General features: G+C 60.8%; 19 protein-coding genes. 13 read left to right on the forward strand and 6 right to left on the reverse strand.

The window, feature by feature from the left end; genetic code table 11:
• Window positions 1-102: 102 nt before the first annotated feature.
• From BUB23_RS00360 to BUB23_RS00380, 5 genes are all read left to right on the forward strand, one after another.
• Window positions 103-1,014, forward strand: a complete 912-nt coding sequence (locus tag BUB23_RS00360) for a metal ABC transporter substrate-binding protein (RefSeq protein ID WP_073100905.1) — start codon at window positions 103-105, stop codon at window positions 1,012-1,014.
• Window positions 1,014-1,925, forward strand: a complete 912-nt coding sequence (locus BUB23_RS00365) for a manganese/iron ABC transporter ATP-binding protein (protein ID WP_073100907.1) — start codon at window positions 1,014-1,016, stop codon at window positions 1,923-1,925. The genes BUB23_RS00360 and BUB23_RS00365 overlap by 1 nt, the downstream gene beginning before the upstream one ends.
• Window positions 1,925-2,794, forward strand: a complete 870-nt coding sequence (locus BUB23_RS00370; protein ID WP_073100909.1) for a metal ABC transporter permease — start codon at window positions 1,925-1,927, stop codon at window positions 2,792-2,794. The genes BUB23_RS00365 and BUB23_RS00370 overlap by 1 nt, the downstream gene beginning before the upstream one ends.
• Window positions 2,791-3,657: a metal ABC transporter permease gene (locus BUB23_RS00375; protein ID WP_073100911.1), complete on the forward strand. Its 867-nt coding sequence runs from the start codon at window positions 2,791-2,793 to the stop codon at window positions 3,655-3,657. The genes BUB23_RS00370 and BUB23_RS00375 overlap by 4 nt, the downstream gene beginning before the upstream one ends.
• Window positions 3,658-3,958: 301 nt before the next feature.
• The gene (locus BUB23_RS00380; RefSeq protein ID WP_084135603.1) at window positions 3,959-4,909 is read left to right on the forward strand and encodes an alpha/beta fold hydrolase; all 951 of its coding nucleotides are present in this window, start codon (window positions 3,959-3,961) and stop codon (window positions 4,907-4,909) included.
• A gap of 39 nt (window positions 4,910-4,948) precedes the next feature.
• On the opposite strand, the gene BUB23_RS00385 is transcribed toward BUB23_RS00380, so the two are convergent.
• Window positions 4,949-6,238, reverse strand: coding sequence for an MFS transporter (locus BUB23_RS00385; protein WP_073100913.1), 1,290 nt, complete (start codon window positions 6,236-6,238; stop codon window positions 4,949-4,951).
• Window positions 6,239-6,390: 152 nt separating this feature from the next.
• On the opposite strand from BUB23_RS00385, the gene BUB23_RS00390 reads away from it, so the two are divergent.
• Window positions 6,391-7,140 (forward strand): ArsR/SmtB family transcription factor, encoded by a 750-nt coding sequence (locus tag BUB23_RS00390; protein ID WP_073100915.1) that lies wholly within the window; start codon window positions 6,391-6,393, stop codon window positions 7,138-7,140.
• Window positions 7,141-7,239: 99 nt separating this feature from the next.
• On the opposite strand, the gene BUB23_RS00395 is transcribed toward BUB23_RS00390, so the two are convergent.
• From BUB23_RS00395 to BUB23_RS00405, 3 genes are all read right to left on the reverse strand, one after another.
• Window positions 7,240-7,560 carry a chemotaxis protein CheB gene (locus tag BUB23_RS00395; protein ID WP_073100917.1) on the reverse strand — a complete coding sequence of 107 codons (321 nt, stop codon included), beginning with the start codon at window positions 7,558-7,560 and terminating at the stop codon, window positions 7,240-7,242.
• Window positions 7,561-7,677: 117 nt separating this feature from the next.
• On the reverse strand, window positions 7,678-7,920 hold the full coding sequence (locus BUB23_RS27720; RefSeq protein ID WP_084135604.1) for a Na+/H+ antiporter NhaA: 243 nt from the start codon (window positions 7,918-7,920) through the stop codon (window positions 7,678-7,680).
• The gene (locus BUB23_RS00405; protein ID WP_073100919.1) at window positions 7,838-9,007 is read right to left on the reverse strand and encodes a YbfB/YjiJ family MFS transporter; all 1,170 of its coding nucleotides are present in this window, start codon (window positions 9,005-9,007) and stop codon (window positions 7,838-7,840) included. The genes BUB23_RS27720 and BUB23_RS00405 overlap by 83 nt, the downstream gene beginning before the upstream one ends.
• Before the next feature lie 66 nt (window positions 9,008-9,073).
• On the opposite strand from BUB23_RS00405, the gene BUB23_RS00410 reads away from it, so the two are divergent.
• The 3 genes from BUB23_RS00410 to trhA are packed head-to-tail and all read left to right on the forward strand — an operon-like array spanning window position 9,074 to window position 10,922.
• Window positions 9,074-9,943 (forward strand): LysR family transcriptional regulator, encoded by an 870-nt coding sequence (locus BUB23_RS00410; RefSeq protein ID WP_073100921.1) that lies wholly within the window; start codon window positions 9,074-9,076, stop codon window positions 9,941-9,943.
• 30 nt (window positions 9,944-9,973) lie between these two features.
• Window positions 9,974-10,276 (forward strand): invasion associated locus B family protein, encoded by a 303-nt coding sequence (locus BUB23_RS00415; protein WP_073100923.1) that lies wholly within the window; start codon window positions 9,974-9,976, stop codon window positions 10,274-10,276.
• Between the two features lie 31 nt (window positions 10,277-10,307).
• Window positions 10,308-10,922: a PAQR family membrane homeostasis protein TrhA gene (trhA, locus tag BUB23_RS00420; RefSeq protein ID WP_073100925.1), complete on the forward strand. Its 615-nt coding sequence runs from the start codon at window positions 10,308-10,310 to the stop codon at window positions 10,920-10,922.
• Between the two features lie 4 nt (window positions 10,923-10,926).
• Here trhA and BUB23_RS00425 read toward each other — a convergent pair whose 3' ends face one another.
• Both BUB23_RS00425 and BUB23_RS26550 read right to left on the reverse strand, forming a co-directional pair.
• Entirely contained in the window at window positions 10,927-11,907 is a 981-nt protein-coding gene (locus tag BUB23_RS00425; RefSeq protein ID WP_073101597.1) for a helix-turn-helix domain-containing GNAT family N-acetyltransferase, read from the reverse strand.
• A gap of 124 nt (window positions 11,908-12,031) precedes the next feature.
• Window positions 12,032-12,232 carry a hypothetical protein gene (locus BUB23_RS26550; protein ID WP_143160830.1) on the reverse strand — a complete coding sequence of 67 codons (201 nt, stop codon included), beginning with the start codon at window positions 12,230-12,232 and terminating at the stop codon, window positions 12,032-12,034.
• A gap of 322 nt (window positions 12,233-12,554) precedes the next feature.
• On the opposite strand from BUB23_RS26550, the gene BUB23_RS00435 reads away from it, so the two are divergent.
• The 4 genes from BUB23_RS00435 to BUB23_RS00450 all read left to right on the forward strand — a co-directional run bounded on the left by BUB23_RS00435 (window position 12,555) and on the right by BUB23_RS00450 (window position 15,600).
• The gene (locus tag BUB23_RS00435) at window positions 12,555-12,788 is read left to right on the forward strand and encodes an AbrB/MazE/SpoVT family DNA-binding domain-containing protein (protein WP_073100929.1); all 234 of its coding nucleotides are present in this window, start codon (window positions 12,555-12,557) and stop codon (window positions 12,786-12,788) included.
• The gene (locus tag BUB23_RS00440) at window positions 12,775-13,185 is read left to right on the forward strand and encodes a PIN domain-containing protein (RefSeq protein WP_073100931.1); all 411 of its coding nucleotides are present in this window, start codon (window positions 12,775-12,777) and stop codon (window positions 13,183-13,185) included. The genes BUB23_RS00435 and BUB23_RS00440 overlap by 14 nt, the downstream gene beginning before the upstream one ends.
• 175 nt (window positions 13,186-13,360) lie before the next feature.
• Window positions 13,361-14,119: a metallophosphoesterase family protein gene (locus BUB23_RS00445; protein ID WP_073100933.1), complete on the forward strand. Its 759-nt coding sequence runs from the start codon at window positions 13,361-13,363 to the stop codon at window positions 14,117-14,119.
• Window positions 14,116-15,600 carry a serine/threonine protein kinase gene (locus BUB23_RS00450; protein WP_073100935.1) on the forward strand — a complete coding sequence of 495 codons (1,485 nt, stop codon included), beginning with the start codon at window positions 14,116-14,118 and terminating at the stop codon, window positions 15,598-15,600. Before BUB23_RS00445 ends, BUB23_RS00450 begins: the two co-directional genes overlap by 4 nt.
• Window positions 15,601-15,674: the final 74 nt, after the last annotated feature.

Below are 15,674 nucleotides of genomic sequence, written 5' to 3' on the forward strand. Positions count from 1 at the left end.
TAAGCGTACGGCCAATAATAACCTAGACAATAAAATATAGCAGGTGTTATATTTGACTTCCAAGGTAGAAAAAATTTCTATCGCCCATCGGGGAAAGACAGAATGAGCGCCGCCCGCAGCCCAAGAAGAACACTGCTCGCCGTCGCGGCACTGATCGTTGCCCAAGGCTTGTTCAGTCCCGCGTCAAACGCGCAGGAAAAATTCAAAGTCGTGACGACCTTTACCGTCATCGCCGACATCGCCCGCAATGTGGCTGGCGAGGCCGCCACGGTTGTGTCCATCACAAAACCGGGCGCGGAGATTCACGAATACCAGCCGACGCCGGGCGACATCCTCCAGGCGCGCGATGCCCAGCTCATTCTTTGGAACGGGCTGGGCCTGGAGCTTTGGTTCGAAAAATTCTTCCGGCGCCTGTCCAATGTGCCCAGCGTCGTGGTCTCCGAAGGGGTCGAACCCATGGGCATCGCCGAAGGCCCTTACACCGGGAAACCCAACCCGCACGCCTGGATGTCCCCTTCTTCCGCGCTGATCTATGTGGACAATATCCGCGATGCCCTCAGCCGGCACGACACAGCGAACGCGGACAACTATCGTGCCAACGCCGAGGCCTACAAACAAAAGATAAGCGCCACCATCGCTCCGATCCGGGCCGAACTCGAGGCCATCCCGGAAGACCGCCGCTGGCTGGTGTCCAGCGAAGGAGCGTTCAGTTATCTTGCGCGCGACTTCGGCTTGAAGGAACTTTATCTTTGGCCCATCAACGCCGACCAGCAAGGCACCCCGCAGCAGGTACGCAAAGTCATCGATGCGGTCAAGGCCCATCACATACCCGCCGTGTTCAGCGAAAGCACCATTTCCGCGGAGCCCGCCCGGCAAGTGGCGCGCGAGACCGGCGCGAAGTATGGCGGCGTACTGTATGTCGACTCGTTAAGTGGTCCGGACGGTCCGGTACCCACCTACCTCGACCTGTTGCGTGTGACCACAAGCACCATTGCGAAAGGCCTGGCCAAATAATGCAAAGTCTAGCGGCAGCCGACGGCGGCGGGATTGACGTCGCGCACGCAACGGTAACCTACCGCAATGGCCTCACTGCGGTGCATGATGCGAGCTTTGCCATTCCGACAGGCACGATCACGGCGCTGGTGGGCGTCAACGGCAGCGGGAAATCGACCCTGTTCAAAGCCATCATGGGGTTCGTGCGATTGGCAGCAGGGGAAATTTCCGTGCTCGGCATGCCCGTGCAGGCCGCCATCCAGCGCAACCTGATTGCCTATGTGCCGCAAAGCGAGGAAGTGGACTGGAATTTCCCGGTGCTGGTGGAAGACGTCGTCATGATGGGGCGCTATGGACACATGAACTTCATGCGCCGGGCAAAAGCCGGCGACCACGAGGCGGTCGAGCAGGCGCTGATGCGGGTAGGCATGGCCGATTTTCGCAAGCGCCAGATCGGCGAGCTTTCCGGCGGCCAGAAAAAACGGATCTTCCTGGCTCGCGCACTGGCCCAGGATGGGCGCGTCATTCTGCTGGATGAACCTTTCGCCGGTGTCGATGTGCAAACGGAAGACGCCATTATCCATTTGCTGAGCGGGCTGCGCGATGAAGGCCGGGTCATGCTGGTTTCCACGCACAATTTGGGAAGCGTGCCCGAATTCTGCGATCGCACGGTACTCATCAACCGTACGGTGCTCGCCCAGGGTTTGACCTCTGAAGTCTTCACGCGCGAGAATCTGGCCAAGACGTTCGGTGGAGTATTGCGCCACTTCGATCTGGCGCCGGCCGACACCCATGCGCTGCGCCAAGCCGTCGGGATCATTACCGACGACGAACGGCCTCTGGTCATCTACGATGGCAAATCGGCGGTTCGCGAACGTCCGGAGCCGCCCGAGGGCGGCGACGGGGCCACCCACTGGGACGGGGCAAAGTAATGGCCGCCCTGCTGCTGGAGCCGTTTACCTACAACTATATGGTCAACGCCATGTGGGTCTGCGCGCTGGTGGGCGGCGTGTGCGCGTTTCTTTCCTGCTATTTGATGCTCAAGGGCTGGTCGCTCATCGGCGACGCCCTGTCCCATGCCATTGTCCCGGGGGTCGCCGGCGCCTATATGCTCGGACTGCCTTTCTCGCTGGGCGCATTCTTCTCCGGCGCACTGGCCGCCGGCGCCATGCTGTTTCTCAACCAGCGCACCAAACTGAAGGAAGACGCCATCATCGGCCTGGTGTTCTCCGCCTTCTTCGGCGTCGGACTTTTCATGGTGTCCTTGTCACCCATGTCCGTGAATATCCGCACGATCGTGCTGGGCAATGTTCTCGCGATCACCCCCGGCGACACCTTGCAACTGGCCATCATCGGCGGGCTATCACTCGCCATTCTTCTGGCCAAATGGAAGGATCTGATGGTCACCTTTTTTGACGAGAGCCACGCACGGTCCATTGGGCTGAACCCCGTCATGCTCAAGGTGCTGTTCTTCACCCTGCTATCGGCCTGCACCGTGGCGGCAATGCAGACGGTTGGCGCCTTTCTTGTGATCGCGATGGTGGTCACCCCGGGCGCAACGGCTTACTTGCTGACCGACCGATTTCCCCGGCTGTTGATGATCGCGGTGGCGATCGGCGCAGGCACCAGCTTTCTCGGCGCTTATATCAGCTATTTCCTGGATGGCGCGACGGGCGGTATTATCATCGTCCTGCAAACGCTGATCTTTCTGACGGCATTTGTCTTTGCCCCGAAATACGGCGTATTGGCCGCAGGCCGCCGCGCAGCGCGGGCCTTGGTTCAGGAGCCATATACGCAATGAATAGCGTACTCGACACCCTGCTGCTGCCGCTGCAAATCGATTTCATGCAACAGGCCGGGCTCATTTCGATCGCAGTCGCCATTCCCACCGCGCTGCTTTCCTGCTTTCTCGTCGTCAAAGGCTGGGCGCTGATGGGCGACGCCATTTCCCACGCCGTTTTCCCTGGCGTGGTATTGGCCTATATCGCCGGTCTGCCCTTTGCCATCGGCGCGTTTTCGGCCGGCATGTGCTGCGCGCTGGCCGTCGGCTATCTGGCGGATAACAGCCGAATCAAGCAGGACACCATCATGGGCGTCGTTTTTTCGGGCATGTTCGGACTAGGCATGGTGCTCTACACGAAGATCGAGAGCGATGTGCATTTGGACCATATCCTGTTTGGCGACATGCTGGGCGTGGGGTGGCCCGACATCATCGAAAGCGCCATCATCAGCGCCGTCGTCGCCGGCGCCATCGCGCTCCGCTGGAAGGACCTCTTGCTGCACGCATTCGATCCTATTCTCGCCAGGACCGTGGGCTTGCCGGTCCGTCTGCTGCATTACGGATTGCTTGCGCTGATCTCGCTGACGATAGTGGGGGCACTCAAGGCCGTGGGCATCATTCTGGCAATCGCGCTGCTCATTGCGCCGGGCGCCATCGCCTTGCTGGTGACGCGCAGCTTTGGCCTCATGCTGATCGTAGCCGTGATCGTCGCTGTCGCGGCCGCGGTAAGCGGAATCTGGATGAGTTTTTACCTCGACAGCGCGCCGGGGCCGACCATCGTCGTCTTGTTGTCCCTCATCTTCATCGCTGTCTTCGTCGGTTCTGTGCGGCGCGCGCACGTCGCACCGGCGCCGACACGGGAGCCAGGCGTCAAGCCAGGCTGACCTCTAGAACCACTGGCGCAATCAGTGGAAATCTCGGCGCGCATCGAGGGCAAGTCCATTAAGCTGATGATCCGCTCAAGCTTCCCCACGGCGGGTATGACGGGGAATGCCATCCCGAATCGCTGGCATTCGCGCATACCGCGAGTGTTATTCTTTCAATGGCATCGTCCCGGTGTTCGCCCATGGCGGCCCCCAGTAGCGGCAGCGCGCTTTCGCAGGTGGCGAAAAATGTATGCTTGGCGATGCCCCTCCGGCCCGAAGGGGCTGAAAATCATGCAACTAGTATAAAAGGACAAATCCGATGACAGCTGGCACAAGACTTCCGGGCACCCCTGACCCTATGCATATATGGCCAGGCGCGGGGGGCATCCGCATCGCGGGCGACGCCTGGGGAAATCCCGATGGCCCCTTGGTGGTGCTCCAACATGGCGGCGGACAAACCCGCCATGCTTGGGGGGGCACCGGTGCACTGCTCGGCGCCGCGGGCTATTACGCCGTTGCGTTCGATGCGCGCGGCCATGGCGATTCGGATTGGGCGGGCGACGGATTGTATGGACAGGACGTGATGGTGCGGGATCTGGAATGCGTCATCGCGGCCCTGGGCAAGCACCGCCCGGTCCTGGTGGGCGCCTCCATGGGCGGCGGCACCAGCCTGGTGGCGGTTGGCGAAGGTCATGTCGACGCCACTGCCTTGATCATGGTGGACATCGCGCCGCGCATCGAGCCTGAGGGAATCGACAAGATCCAGGCCTTCATGACGCAAAAGCCCGAGGGTTTCGATTCGCTGGAAGAAGTTGCCCAGGCCATCAGCAACTATCAGCCTCAACGTGTGCGTCCCAAAAACCTCGATGGCCTTGTGAAGAATGTGCGCCTGGGCGCCGATGGCAAATACCACTGGCATTGGGATCCGCGCATGCGCGCCGCCAAACGGGACCTGGAACGGCGCCAGCAGCGCCTGGAGGCGTGCGCACGGCGGCTTGCCCTGCCGACCTTGCTGGTGCGCGGCGGCTTGTCCGACGTGCTCAGCGAAGAAGGAGCGCAGGAGTTTCTGGCTCTTTGCCCGCACTGCGAATACGTTAATGTAACGAACGCCGGCCATATGGTGGCGGGAGACCGCAACGACATTTTCGGCACTTCGGTAATTGCGTTTCTGGGGCGTACGGTGCCGGTAGGCGCCGAACCAGTTCACCCCGCACATCCTGGGCGCGCGCCCGGCATCGAAGCAGGCGAAGATATTAACGACGTGCCGTAGCCGCTCGCCCATTACCAGCGATTCCGGTTCAGCGCATTGCTATGCGGTGTCAGCCGCAGGGGTATTCATCGGGGGCGCGCGATACGCTAGGTACGCTGCCGCGGCAAGGAGCTGTATGCCAATGGCCGCGGTGAAGAACTGGCTTTGCATAAAATCCGGCCCGCCGTGGGCATTGCTTTGCAGCAGGCCAAAGAATGTGGGTGCGAAGGCATAAGCTCCCTGTCCTATTGCCACGATCAGGGCCACGACCCTGGATACATCTTCGGGCGCAAAGTCCGATTGCGCAACGAGCGGCGGAATAGAGGTGGCATTGCCAATGCCTGAACCAAACAGTAGCACGCCAAGGGTAACGAGCCATATGTTGTGTCCATCAGACAGCAGCAACGTCGCCGAGCCCAGCGCCTGAACGAAATAACCAGCGGCGGCAACGACACGCCGGTTTCCAAACCGCTGCACGGCCCGCGCCGCTATGGAGCGGCCACCAATAGCACAGGCGGTTCCCAGCCCCATGAGCCACCCCATCCGCTGAGCGCCTACAACTGGGGAAAAGATATTGAAAAGATGAGCCAGCAGGCCAATCTGCGCAAACAGGCCGATTGCCATACCCGCCGATAGGGTAATGAACGCCCAATCACGCCAAAGCAAGGAGCCAGGTAGCGCTCTCTTGAGATTTGATCCGAGACGCTGAACTTTGAGCGTATCCGAACCCTCGCCGTCCAGAGGCTGTCCGATGCTTTCCGGGGTTTTGGTAAACACATAGCTGGTCAGCAGCAGCGCGACGACAATTACAATCACGCCCACGATACTTGCAGCGCCCGCGAAGCCCAGCCAGCCAATCAAGGCCACCCACAATGGCGAGAAAATCACGCCACCGACGCTGGCTCCGTTATAGGCTTTGCTCAAAGCCGTCGGACGGTTCTTGTGGTACCAGGCGGCAACAATGGTATTGACCGCAAGCGCTCCCATCGCTACCCATCCAGATCCAGTCAATATGGCCACGAAAAATAATTGCCACGGCTCTTGGACAATTGCCCAGCCGACTACACCGACGGCAGTGAGTACGGCACCGGCTGCCGTGGCCGCAGGCAAACCGATCAGCGCATAAAGGCGAGGCAGATTCGCAATCACCAGTACTCCGACGAGAAAGTGCAAGGTCACAGCCGATGAAACAAGGCTCAACGACCAGTCCGTTCGCCGTGCCACCTCTGCCAGGTAAATAGGCGGACCGTAGAATCCCACGCCCCAGCCCAAGACAGCCAGGAGGAATGCGGCACGTACAACCCAAACACCAAAGAACTTTGGCGCATGGCAGGTCTGGAGGAATTCCATGCAGATTGTCCTTCAATCCGGCAAACGTCGGCCTCTTGTCAAGGAGGGTAATGGCTACATTGTCGCCATGACGGGTGTCGAATGTTACGGCGCGGGCCGTACTATAGCGCCGCATCTTGTTGCTAGAATCGGGAGACATTCCAGGAGCCGCCATGGTTAGTATCTCTTCGATTTCCCAAACCGCAGCATTGATTGGCGATCTCGCCCGCGCCAGCATGCTTGCCGCACTGATGGACGGGCGCGCGCTGACAGCAACAGAGTTGGCTCATATCGCCGGTATTGCGCCCCAAACCGCCAGCGGCCACCTCAACCGCATGGCAGATGCAGGCCTGGTTGCCAGAGAAAGGCAAGGGCGACATCGGTACCATCGCTTGGCCTCACCCGCGGTTGCCCGCATGATTGAAAGCATCATGTCGGTAGCGGCCGATCTGGATACCGCAAGCGTATCGTCGCGACCGCCTGTTCCCGTGACTGGCCCCCGTGACAAAGCTTTGCGCTATGCCCGCAGCTGCTACGACCACCTGGCAGGCCAACTGGCGGTGGAAATGACTGACAGCTTGATCGAGTTCGGTCGAATCGAATTATCAAGCGACGGCGGCGCATTGACCGAAGAGGGCCATCGGTTTCTGCGGTCGCTGGGCGTGGATCTGGATGCCGCCCGCCATCGCGCATCGAGCCGAGGAACAAGACGGGTGTTCTGCCGTCCTTGTCTGGACTGGAGTGAAAGGCGGCTTCATATTGGCGGCGCGCTCGGGGCTGCAATGTATCAATGTTATCTGGACAATGGCTGGATCCGGCGTGCCGCGGGGAGCCGTGCCGTGACCGTGACACCTCATGGCCAGCAAGCAATCCGAGACGCCTTTGCCCTGACGAGGCCAGTCTTTCCCAGCGATTTGAAATGAAAGATCAATGGATTCTACAAACATGACGGCTGACATGATTTCAGCATACAGATACTTGGTGAGTTTCCGCTACCGGGCCGCGCAGCGGGAACCGGCCGCTTATGTCTCAGGATCGTGTCCAAAGAAATTGGCATCGCACGGCCTCCTCGCCTGATCCCGCAACAGGCGATCGGCAGAGGCGACATAGACGGCCTGGGCCTCGGGCACTTGTCCATCTTCGGCCACGACGACCCGCATGGGTGTTGTCCTTGCCAGTATGTGATGCAGTTGGCTGGGCGTATGCGCAGGGATGTGAAGGACCACGAGCACGGCGGCCCGCAGGTCCGGCGGCAGATGGCCAAACAAAGTCGTGAACGCCTCGACCCCACCAGCCGATGCGCCGATGACGACGATATTGCGGGTTCGGGCGTCTAGTTTCATGTGATTATGCTATCCCAGGCGAACGCTGGCATGCGATGAAAGGAGCATTGGCACACCGGCGGCGATTGCCGCTCGAGGAACGCCGTTCGAATACACGCGAGAACGAACCTTGGCCCGCTATCTGACGTAGATCACGCCCCAGGCCATGCCAAGGACAGCGGCCACCAGCGATCCCAGCAGCACGCCCAGCTTGGCAGCGCCGAGCAGGTTCTCGTCCGAGAAGGCCAGCATCGAGATGAAGATGGAGCCGGTGTCAGATCGCTGATCCCATGCGCCATCAGCCGGCCGATTGGCGCCACAGCCAGAAGGCCGAGACGAACAGGCACAATGCAGACGCTTGCAGCCCCAGGTCCAGCGCATGACCTGCAATGGCGGGCTGGGAAAACAGGAGCGCGGAAACTACCGGGCCGGCAATCTGCCCGAGGGCAAACGCCGCTGTCAGATACCCCACCCAGGGACCGGGATTCAAATTGATTCGAGCCCGGATTTCCTGCACTCCCGCGAGAGTGATCACCATGAACGTACCGCCGACCAGTACAGCGGAAATCACGATACTGACTGGATGCAGCCAGAGGCTGGGCAACAAGGCGCCCGCCCCCATCAGCGCTTGGCATACCGCCCAGACACGCAGGCGGGAAGCGCGCCGCATCCACGGCCCCGCCATCAATGTGGAAACTGCCGCGGTCGCTCCAAACACCGGCCAAGCCAGTCCGAATACAGCAGGATCAGCCACGACACTGCGCGCAAGCTCGGGGAGAAAAGTGGCTGGAAGGATGTAGCCGAAGCCCATGATCCCGTAGCTCGCCACAATCCCGACTGTGCCCCCCGGAAGCGGCTGAGACGGATGGGCAACAAAAGGCTTCGTCAACGGCTCGTTCTCAAGCGATCCGACTACCCATGCCAAGGGCGCGGCAGCCACTATCGTCCAAAGCCCGAGATGCAGCCATATCAGTTGCGAGCGCATGCCGATGACTGTCACGGCAAGGCAGTAGACTCCCACCGCCGCGATCCCCGCGCCGACACCCGAGTACACTCTCGCACCCAGGTCCTGCCGCCGCAGCCTTGCCAGCGCGCCGAGGCACCAGACGCTCGTTGCAACGAAAACCCATGCGGAACACACTCCCGACACAAACCTGAGCCCCATCCACAGCATATTGCCGGGCAACGACATCGCCGCGGTGGACAAAGCAATCATGATCAGCGACGCCAAGGCGAGCAACGCGGCGCTGACGCGCAGCCGGGACGCGGTGACCGCTCCCACGAAATAGCCGACGTAGTTCGCCGCCGCCAGCCAACTGGCTTGCGCCGCGTCGAGATGGCCTTCTTGAACCATCAGCGGCAGCATGGGCGTAAACGCGAATCGCCCGATACCCATTGCCGCCGCCAAAGACAGCACGCCTGCCAGCGATACGAATAACAGCGAGGGAGAATGTTTTATGGTTGCCATAGGCAAGGATTAGAGCGAAAATCCATTCATTCCGCAATTGAATATTTAATTGTTATCATTCTTCTCATGAGAACAATAGATCTGGAGTCGCTTGAAATTTTTCGCACCGTCGTCGCGGAAGGCGGAATCATCCGCGCGTCGGAAAAGCTGAATCGGGTTCCATCGAACGTAAGCACGCGCATCAAGCAGCTTGAGCAGCGTCTTGGGGTCGCGCTCTTTCGCAAGCAGGGCCGCAATCTCGTGCTGTCGTCAGAGGGCGGTCTGCTGTTGTCCTATGCCCAGCGCCTTTTTCGTCTCGCCGACGAAGCCGAGAGCGAGCTACGAACGGGCGGCCCGGTAGGGACGTTTCGCATCGGATCGCTCGAAAGCACCGCGGGAAGCCGCCTTCCCACAATACTCTCGGACTTTCACCGGAAATATCCCGCAGTGGTCGTCGAGCTTGTGACGGGAACCACCGGCGCCTTGATTCAGCGCGTAGGCAACTATGAGATCGAAGCCGCGTTCGTGTCCGAACCGTTCACAGCAGCCGGCCTGCAGTCGGTCAAGGCATTCGAGGAAGAGCTGGTACTGATCACGGCCAAGGGCGTCGCTCCGGTCAAGCGCGCCGCGGACCTGGAGAGCGCCACTCTGATCGCATTCGCGGATGGCTGCTCGTACCGCCGCCGTTTGCGGGACTGGCTGGGCGCCGCGGGGGTGATGCCTACGCGCGTGCTGGAGTTCGGCTCCTATCAAGCCATGATTGCATGTGTCGCCGCAGGCACTGGATTCGCGCTGGTTCCCCGCTCTCTTCTTCATTCCCTGCGCGCGGTCCAGGACCTCACATTGCACGAAGTTCCCCTGCGTGTCCGCCGCAACCATACGCACCTGGTATGGAACGGTATTCCCTCCACTGCTCTCCAGCGTTTTATGAATATGCTGGAGACATCGGCAAGCTGACGGCGGCCTGGACAGCGCGGCGCAGGCTACTTGGTACGACATCTCGGCCTCCGGCCGGCTGCCGCTGGCGACTGCGGCGTCGCTTGCCTGCCCGTGGGCTGCGTGGTCACCATCGATGTGGGCGCCAAACTGCTCACGGCCTTGCGCGCCGGCAAGACGCCGCAGGTACATGTCACGCCGGACGGCGGCAAAGTAACGGCATTCTCGATTTCGCTCAAGAGCTTCGGCAGCGCCTACGATCGCACGGCGGCCCTGGGCAAAATGACGGGCGCCAATCAATCCGCCCCCTGGGGACTGCTGCCACAAAAGGTTCATCGATTCATGCTGTACTAGACGTTGTATCCTGACAGCGAAAGAATAAATCATGTATCCAGGTGAGAGATTCAATAGCCTTAGCCATTTGGCAGGCCTCGTCTTGGGCATTCATGGGGCAAGCTGGCTTTTTAAAAAAGCGATTCAAACAGGCGATGAGTATCAGTTAGCAGGGTCAATGATTTTCTCGATGGCGGTGATTCTGCTATATGCTTCCTCAACGATCTACCATAGCACTCGAGAACCCATAAAAAGCGTCTGGCAACGGATGGATCATTGCTCTATTTATCTTCTGATTGCCGGAACTGTCACGCCCTTTATCCTAAAGTCGAGCATGGACTCCTGGGCCTGGGGCTCACTTTGCCTCATCTGGTGTCTGTCCGGGTTTGGCATGTGGTGCGAATTACGCACAACACACAGAATGGCGCCTTCCGTCTGGCTGTACATCAGTCTGGGCTGGATCGGCGTAATCTCGGTTTCGCGTGAATGGCGGCTTTTGAGCACAACATCGTTCCTGTTGCTACTGGCCGGTGCTGCGTTATACACGGCAGGCACGGTTTTCTACTGCAACACTTCAAAATTCAAACATGCTCATGGAACTTGGCACCTATTTGTGCTCAGCGGCACGACATGCCATTACCTGTCCATCGGATTCCATATACTTTGATGGCTCAGGTCTTCCAGGCGCGGCCATGAAGATCGCGCGGCGCCCGCAAGAATCGCTGCTCGATGACTTCCTTGCCCCATTGCCGGCCCGGGCGCTCTTGCTCCAGCACGAAATCGAATGCCTCATAGAGCCGGCGCGCCGCATCCAGGCCTTTGAACGTCCATAGCTCGACCGCTGCGAACCTCTGCTCGTCGCAGAAGGCCACGGCCTCCCGCAGCAGGTGCCGGCCGGCGCCCGTGCCGCGGAAACCCTCGTCCATGATGAACCAGCGCAGATGGGCCCGGCGCTCGCCCAGATCTTCGCCATCGATCGCCACCGACCCGACGATCCGCTCCCCGGATAGCGCGAGCCATAGACCGTTGCAAGGCCGCTCCAGACGGTCGATGAATTCGGCCAAGCCACCGGCGACCTTGCGCTCGAAGAAGGAACCGAAGCCCGCCTGAACTGCATAGAACTGCGCATGCATCTCGACGATACGTCCGATGGCGCCCGTCCGGTAACCGCTTTCGATGCGCACCGAGCGAAGGTTCGTTACCGGCGCGCCCTGCCGGCAAGACGCCAGCGCTTGCGCATAGGTCGCCAAGCCCGCGGCCACCTCCCACTGCTGCGCCGGAGCCAGCTGTGCGAGCGCCGTCCTGACCTGCTTTCTGCCGAAAGCCTCGATCGCCGCGCGCGAGCGCTTGCCCTTTACCGTCAGCGTCAACCATTTGAGCCTGCCGTCGGCCTCGCTGGCGGACTCCTTCAGCTCGCCCGCGTCTACCAGCTTGCGCACCATGCGGCTCACGCTGGATCTCTTCAGGCATAGCCATTCCGACAACTGCGCAGCCGTCATCCGGCCCTGGGCGCCGATCTCCAGTATGGTGTGGACGGCAGATGGCGGATAGTCGGTCGCGGCGAGCGTGGACTGCATGAACCCCAGTTCGCGCACCATCTGCCGGGACGCGGAACGGATGCAGTCAATCAGTTCGAGATCCTGTCGTTTCATTTTCATACCTGGCCAATTTTGTTGCATGGTACAACATTATCGGCATGTTGTGCAGGCCCGGTATAGAAACTGCAATTTTGGATCCATGATCCCGCGCGTGAACGCCGCCGGCCAGATATCGGTATTACGGGCCAGGGGCATCGTCATCAGCAAGATCGAGCCCCTGGTCGGGATCGACAACCCTGGCCGGCGGGACGATAGTCGAGCAGTGCCCTATGGCGCCGCCGGCATTCAGGCAATCGGCAAAGTCGATGGCGTCATCACGATCAGAAAAGATGTACTCCTTGCGCCCGACGATGACGCTGTTTCCGATGGCTACGACCATATTTCTACTCTCCATTGATGACGGGGGGCGAGCGCCCCCCCGGGCCACGCACAATCATAGGCGCACATCGCCGGCCCGGCAACTTTCCGTATGGACCGCGCGCGCGCGCAAAGAGTGCTTGAAAAGCCCGCATGTGGCGAACAAAACTCGATGTGCATTGCGTTGGTTTTGCTGAAGCGATGTGCTCGCCGATGAAGAACCTTTCGAACTCCTGTCCGGCGTCGGGATTTCCAGGGGATGTAGAGCCAGCGAGCAACCAGCAGCCCTTGCATTTTTCCGGTCTAGATATACAATTATTCATGTATATCCAAGGAGTCGTATCATGCAAGTCTCAAAATGGGGCAATAGCCTGGCCGTGCGCCTTCCGTCCAGCGTAGTGGATGCGCTTGAATTGCAGGAAGGCGACGACATCGAAATCGTGATCGACGCGCCGCGATCCTTCGCCGTGCGCAAGAAGCCCGGCGCCGATGCGCTGCTGGAGCGCCTGCGCCAGTTCCGCGGCAAACTGCCTGCCGATTTCAAGTTCAGCCGGGACGAAGCCAATGAGCGAGGTTAAGAACACGGTCTTTGTCGACAGCAATGTCGTGCTCTACCTGCTATCGGCCGACGCAAGCAAGGCCGACCGTTCCGAAGAACTGCTCAAGCAGCGGCCGACGATCAGCGTCCAGGTGCTCAACGAAGTCGCGAGTACATGCGTCCGCAAACTCCATATGGCTTGGAGCGAGGTCAGTGAGTTCCTGGGCGTGGTGAAAAGCCTGTGCAAGGTCGTGCCGCTGACGGTTGAAATTCACGACCTGGCTCGGCGATTCGCTGAACGCTACGGCCTGGGCTTCTATGATGCCTGCATCGTTGCAACGGCTATCTTGGAGCGCTGCCGGACCCTCTACACTGAGGATATGCACCACGGCCTGCTCATTGAAGATAGTCTGACACTGCGCAATCCTTACGCGTGAAACGAGGCCGCCGCGATTCCTCATAAGCCACCCCGCTTGAACAGGCCGCCTTAAAATAAACGGCTATTACCCCGCAAGGTTGAAGTAAGCATTCCATGCCATTATCCTGTCAGGCGGCTGGCCGCAACGGCACAATATCCATACGGGTCAGAATTCCCGCCCCCGCAAGAGTCCCATGAAGACAGCGCTGTTATCCGACATCCATTCGAACTGGCAGGCCTTTCAGGCCTGCCTCGCCCATGCGCGCGGGCAAGGGGCGCAGCGGATTGCCTTGCTCGGAGACCTGGTGGGCTATGGCGCGGACCCGGCGGCGGTCGTGGAGCAGGCCATGATGCTGGCCGGCCAGGGGGCCGCGCTGGTCATGGGCAATCACGACCGCTATGCCATAGATCCCCCGCTGACGGCGCGCAACATGGGAGAGCAGAGCGCCCGATGGACCCACGACCAGCTATCCCCCGCGCAACGCAGCTTTCTGGCGTCATTGCCATTGACGGCGCCGCTGGGCGGCAATGCCCTGCTTGTCCATGCCAGCGCGGACAATCCCGAACAATGGCATTACGTGCGCGACACCGTCGCCGCCGAACGCAGCCTGAATGCCGCGGGCCAGGACGATCCAGCCATCCGGTATGTATTCAGCGGGCATGTCCACGAGCAGCTGCTGTACTTCCTGACGCCTACCGGCAAGCTGATGAGCTTTTCCCCTCAACCCGGCGTCGCCGTGCCATTGCCGGCCCATCGGCAATGGCTTGCCATCGTCGGTTCGGTCGGCCAGCCGCGCGACGGCGACCCGCGCGCCATGTATGCCTTGTTTGACGACGACACGCTGCATCTGACATTCCATCGCGTCCCTTACGATTACGCGCAGACCGCGGCCGCCATTCTTGCGGCCGGGCTGCCCGCGTTCTTTGCCGACAGGCTGGAGCATGGAAGATGAAGCAGCTTGAGCCTGGCACCAGGATAGACTGCTTCGAAATCAAGGAATGCATACACTCCGGCAGCATGGCCCACATATATTCGGTTGAATATGCCAAGAATGAACAAGGGTCCGGGCCCTGCGCAGGCGCAACAGCCCTTGCCGAACAGGCCGGGCCCCGTGTGTCCGGCTTTGCCATGGTCATGAAAATACCCCGCATGGACGCGGCCGCCGGCGCGGAAAACATAGTCGGTTTCGAGGTCGAGCTGCAGATCTACCCGACACTGACCGGCCCGCATGTGCCGCGTTTCGTGGCTGCCGGAGACTTGCTGCACCTGCCCTATCTGGTCATGGAGCATGTCCAGGGCGCAACGCTGCAACATTGGCTGGACCAGCCCGAAGCCCTATCGCCGCAGACCATCGCGCAGTTGGGGGATGCCATGGCGATCGCCGCGCACAGCCTGCACAGGCAGAACGTATGCCATCTAGATCTCAAGCCCGCCAACGTCCTGATACGCGATGACGGCACAGCGGTATTGCTGGATTTCGGCCTCTCATGCCATGCCCATTATCCGGACTTGCTGGCCGAAGAAATGCGCCAGGCCGTGGGCTCGCCGGCATGGATAGCCCCGGAGCAAGTCGTGGGGGTGCGCGGCGACCTGCGCAGCGATATTTTCGCCATCGGCGTCATGCTGTATCAACTGGCGACCGGCGAATATCCTTTTGGCGCGCCCCTGACTCAGGGCGGACTGCGCCAGCGTCTATGGATGACGCCCATACCGCCGCGCCGGCACCGCCCCGATCTGCCCGACTGGCTGCAGGAAATCATTCTGCGCTGCCTGGAGCCGGAAGCCGCGCAGCGCTATCCCTCGGCGGCGCATCTTGCCTTCGATCTCGCCAACCCTGGCCAGGTCGCCATCACCGAGCGCGGCCGGCGCACCCGGGGCGTGGGCGCCTGGACGCATTTCAAGCGCTGGATCAAGGCCGCCGGCATGTGCTATAAGCCCAGCCCGCTGCCCGCCCAGCAGATCGACGAAGTCCCCATCCTGATGGTCGCCATTCCGCATGATGATGTCACCGATGCCACGCTTTACTCCCTGAAGCAGGCGGTCAGGCGTTCGCTGGGCATCCGTCCCGGAGCCAGGCTGGCCTGCGTCACCGTGATTTCCCCTGCAGACCGGAGCACGACCGACGCCGACCGCAGCGCAACCGCGCTGCAACGCAAACATCTGGCGCGGCTCAAGCAGTGGGCCCAGTCCCTGGACATGACGGGGCATAGCGTCAGTTGCCACGTCATCGAGGCCGGCGATGTCGCCCAGGCGCTCGTGCGTTATGCCCAGAACAACTTTGTCAGCGTCATGATACTTGGCGCCGCCACGCACGGCATCCAGATGCAGCGCCTAGTCGCCACGGTGCCCATGCGCGTGGTGCGCGACGCGCCGTGCACCGTCATTCTGGTCAAGCAGCAATTGCCGTTTTCCGCCTTGGCCAGAGAATCCTGATCAGGCCAGAACGCGTCTCGCATGCGTCCCCGGACCAGGGCGGATTCTTGCATGGCGGCAAGCCTGGCGCATCG

Source organism: Pollutimonas bauzanensis (genome assembly GCF_900129885.1).
Taxonomy (GTDB): domain Bacteria; phylum Pseudomonadota; class Gammaproteobacteria; order Burkholderiales; family Burkholderiaceae_B; genus Pollutimonas; species Pollutimonas bauzanensis.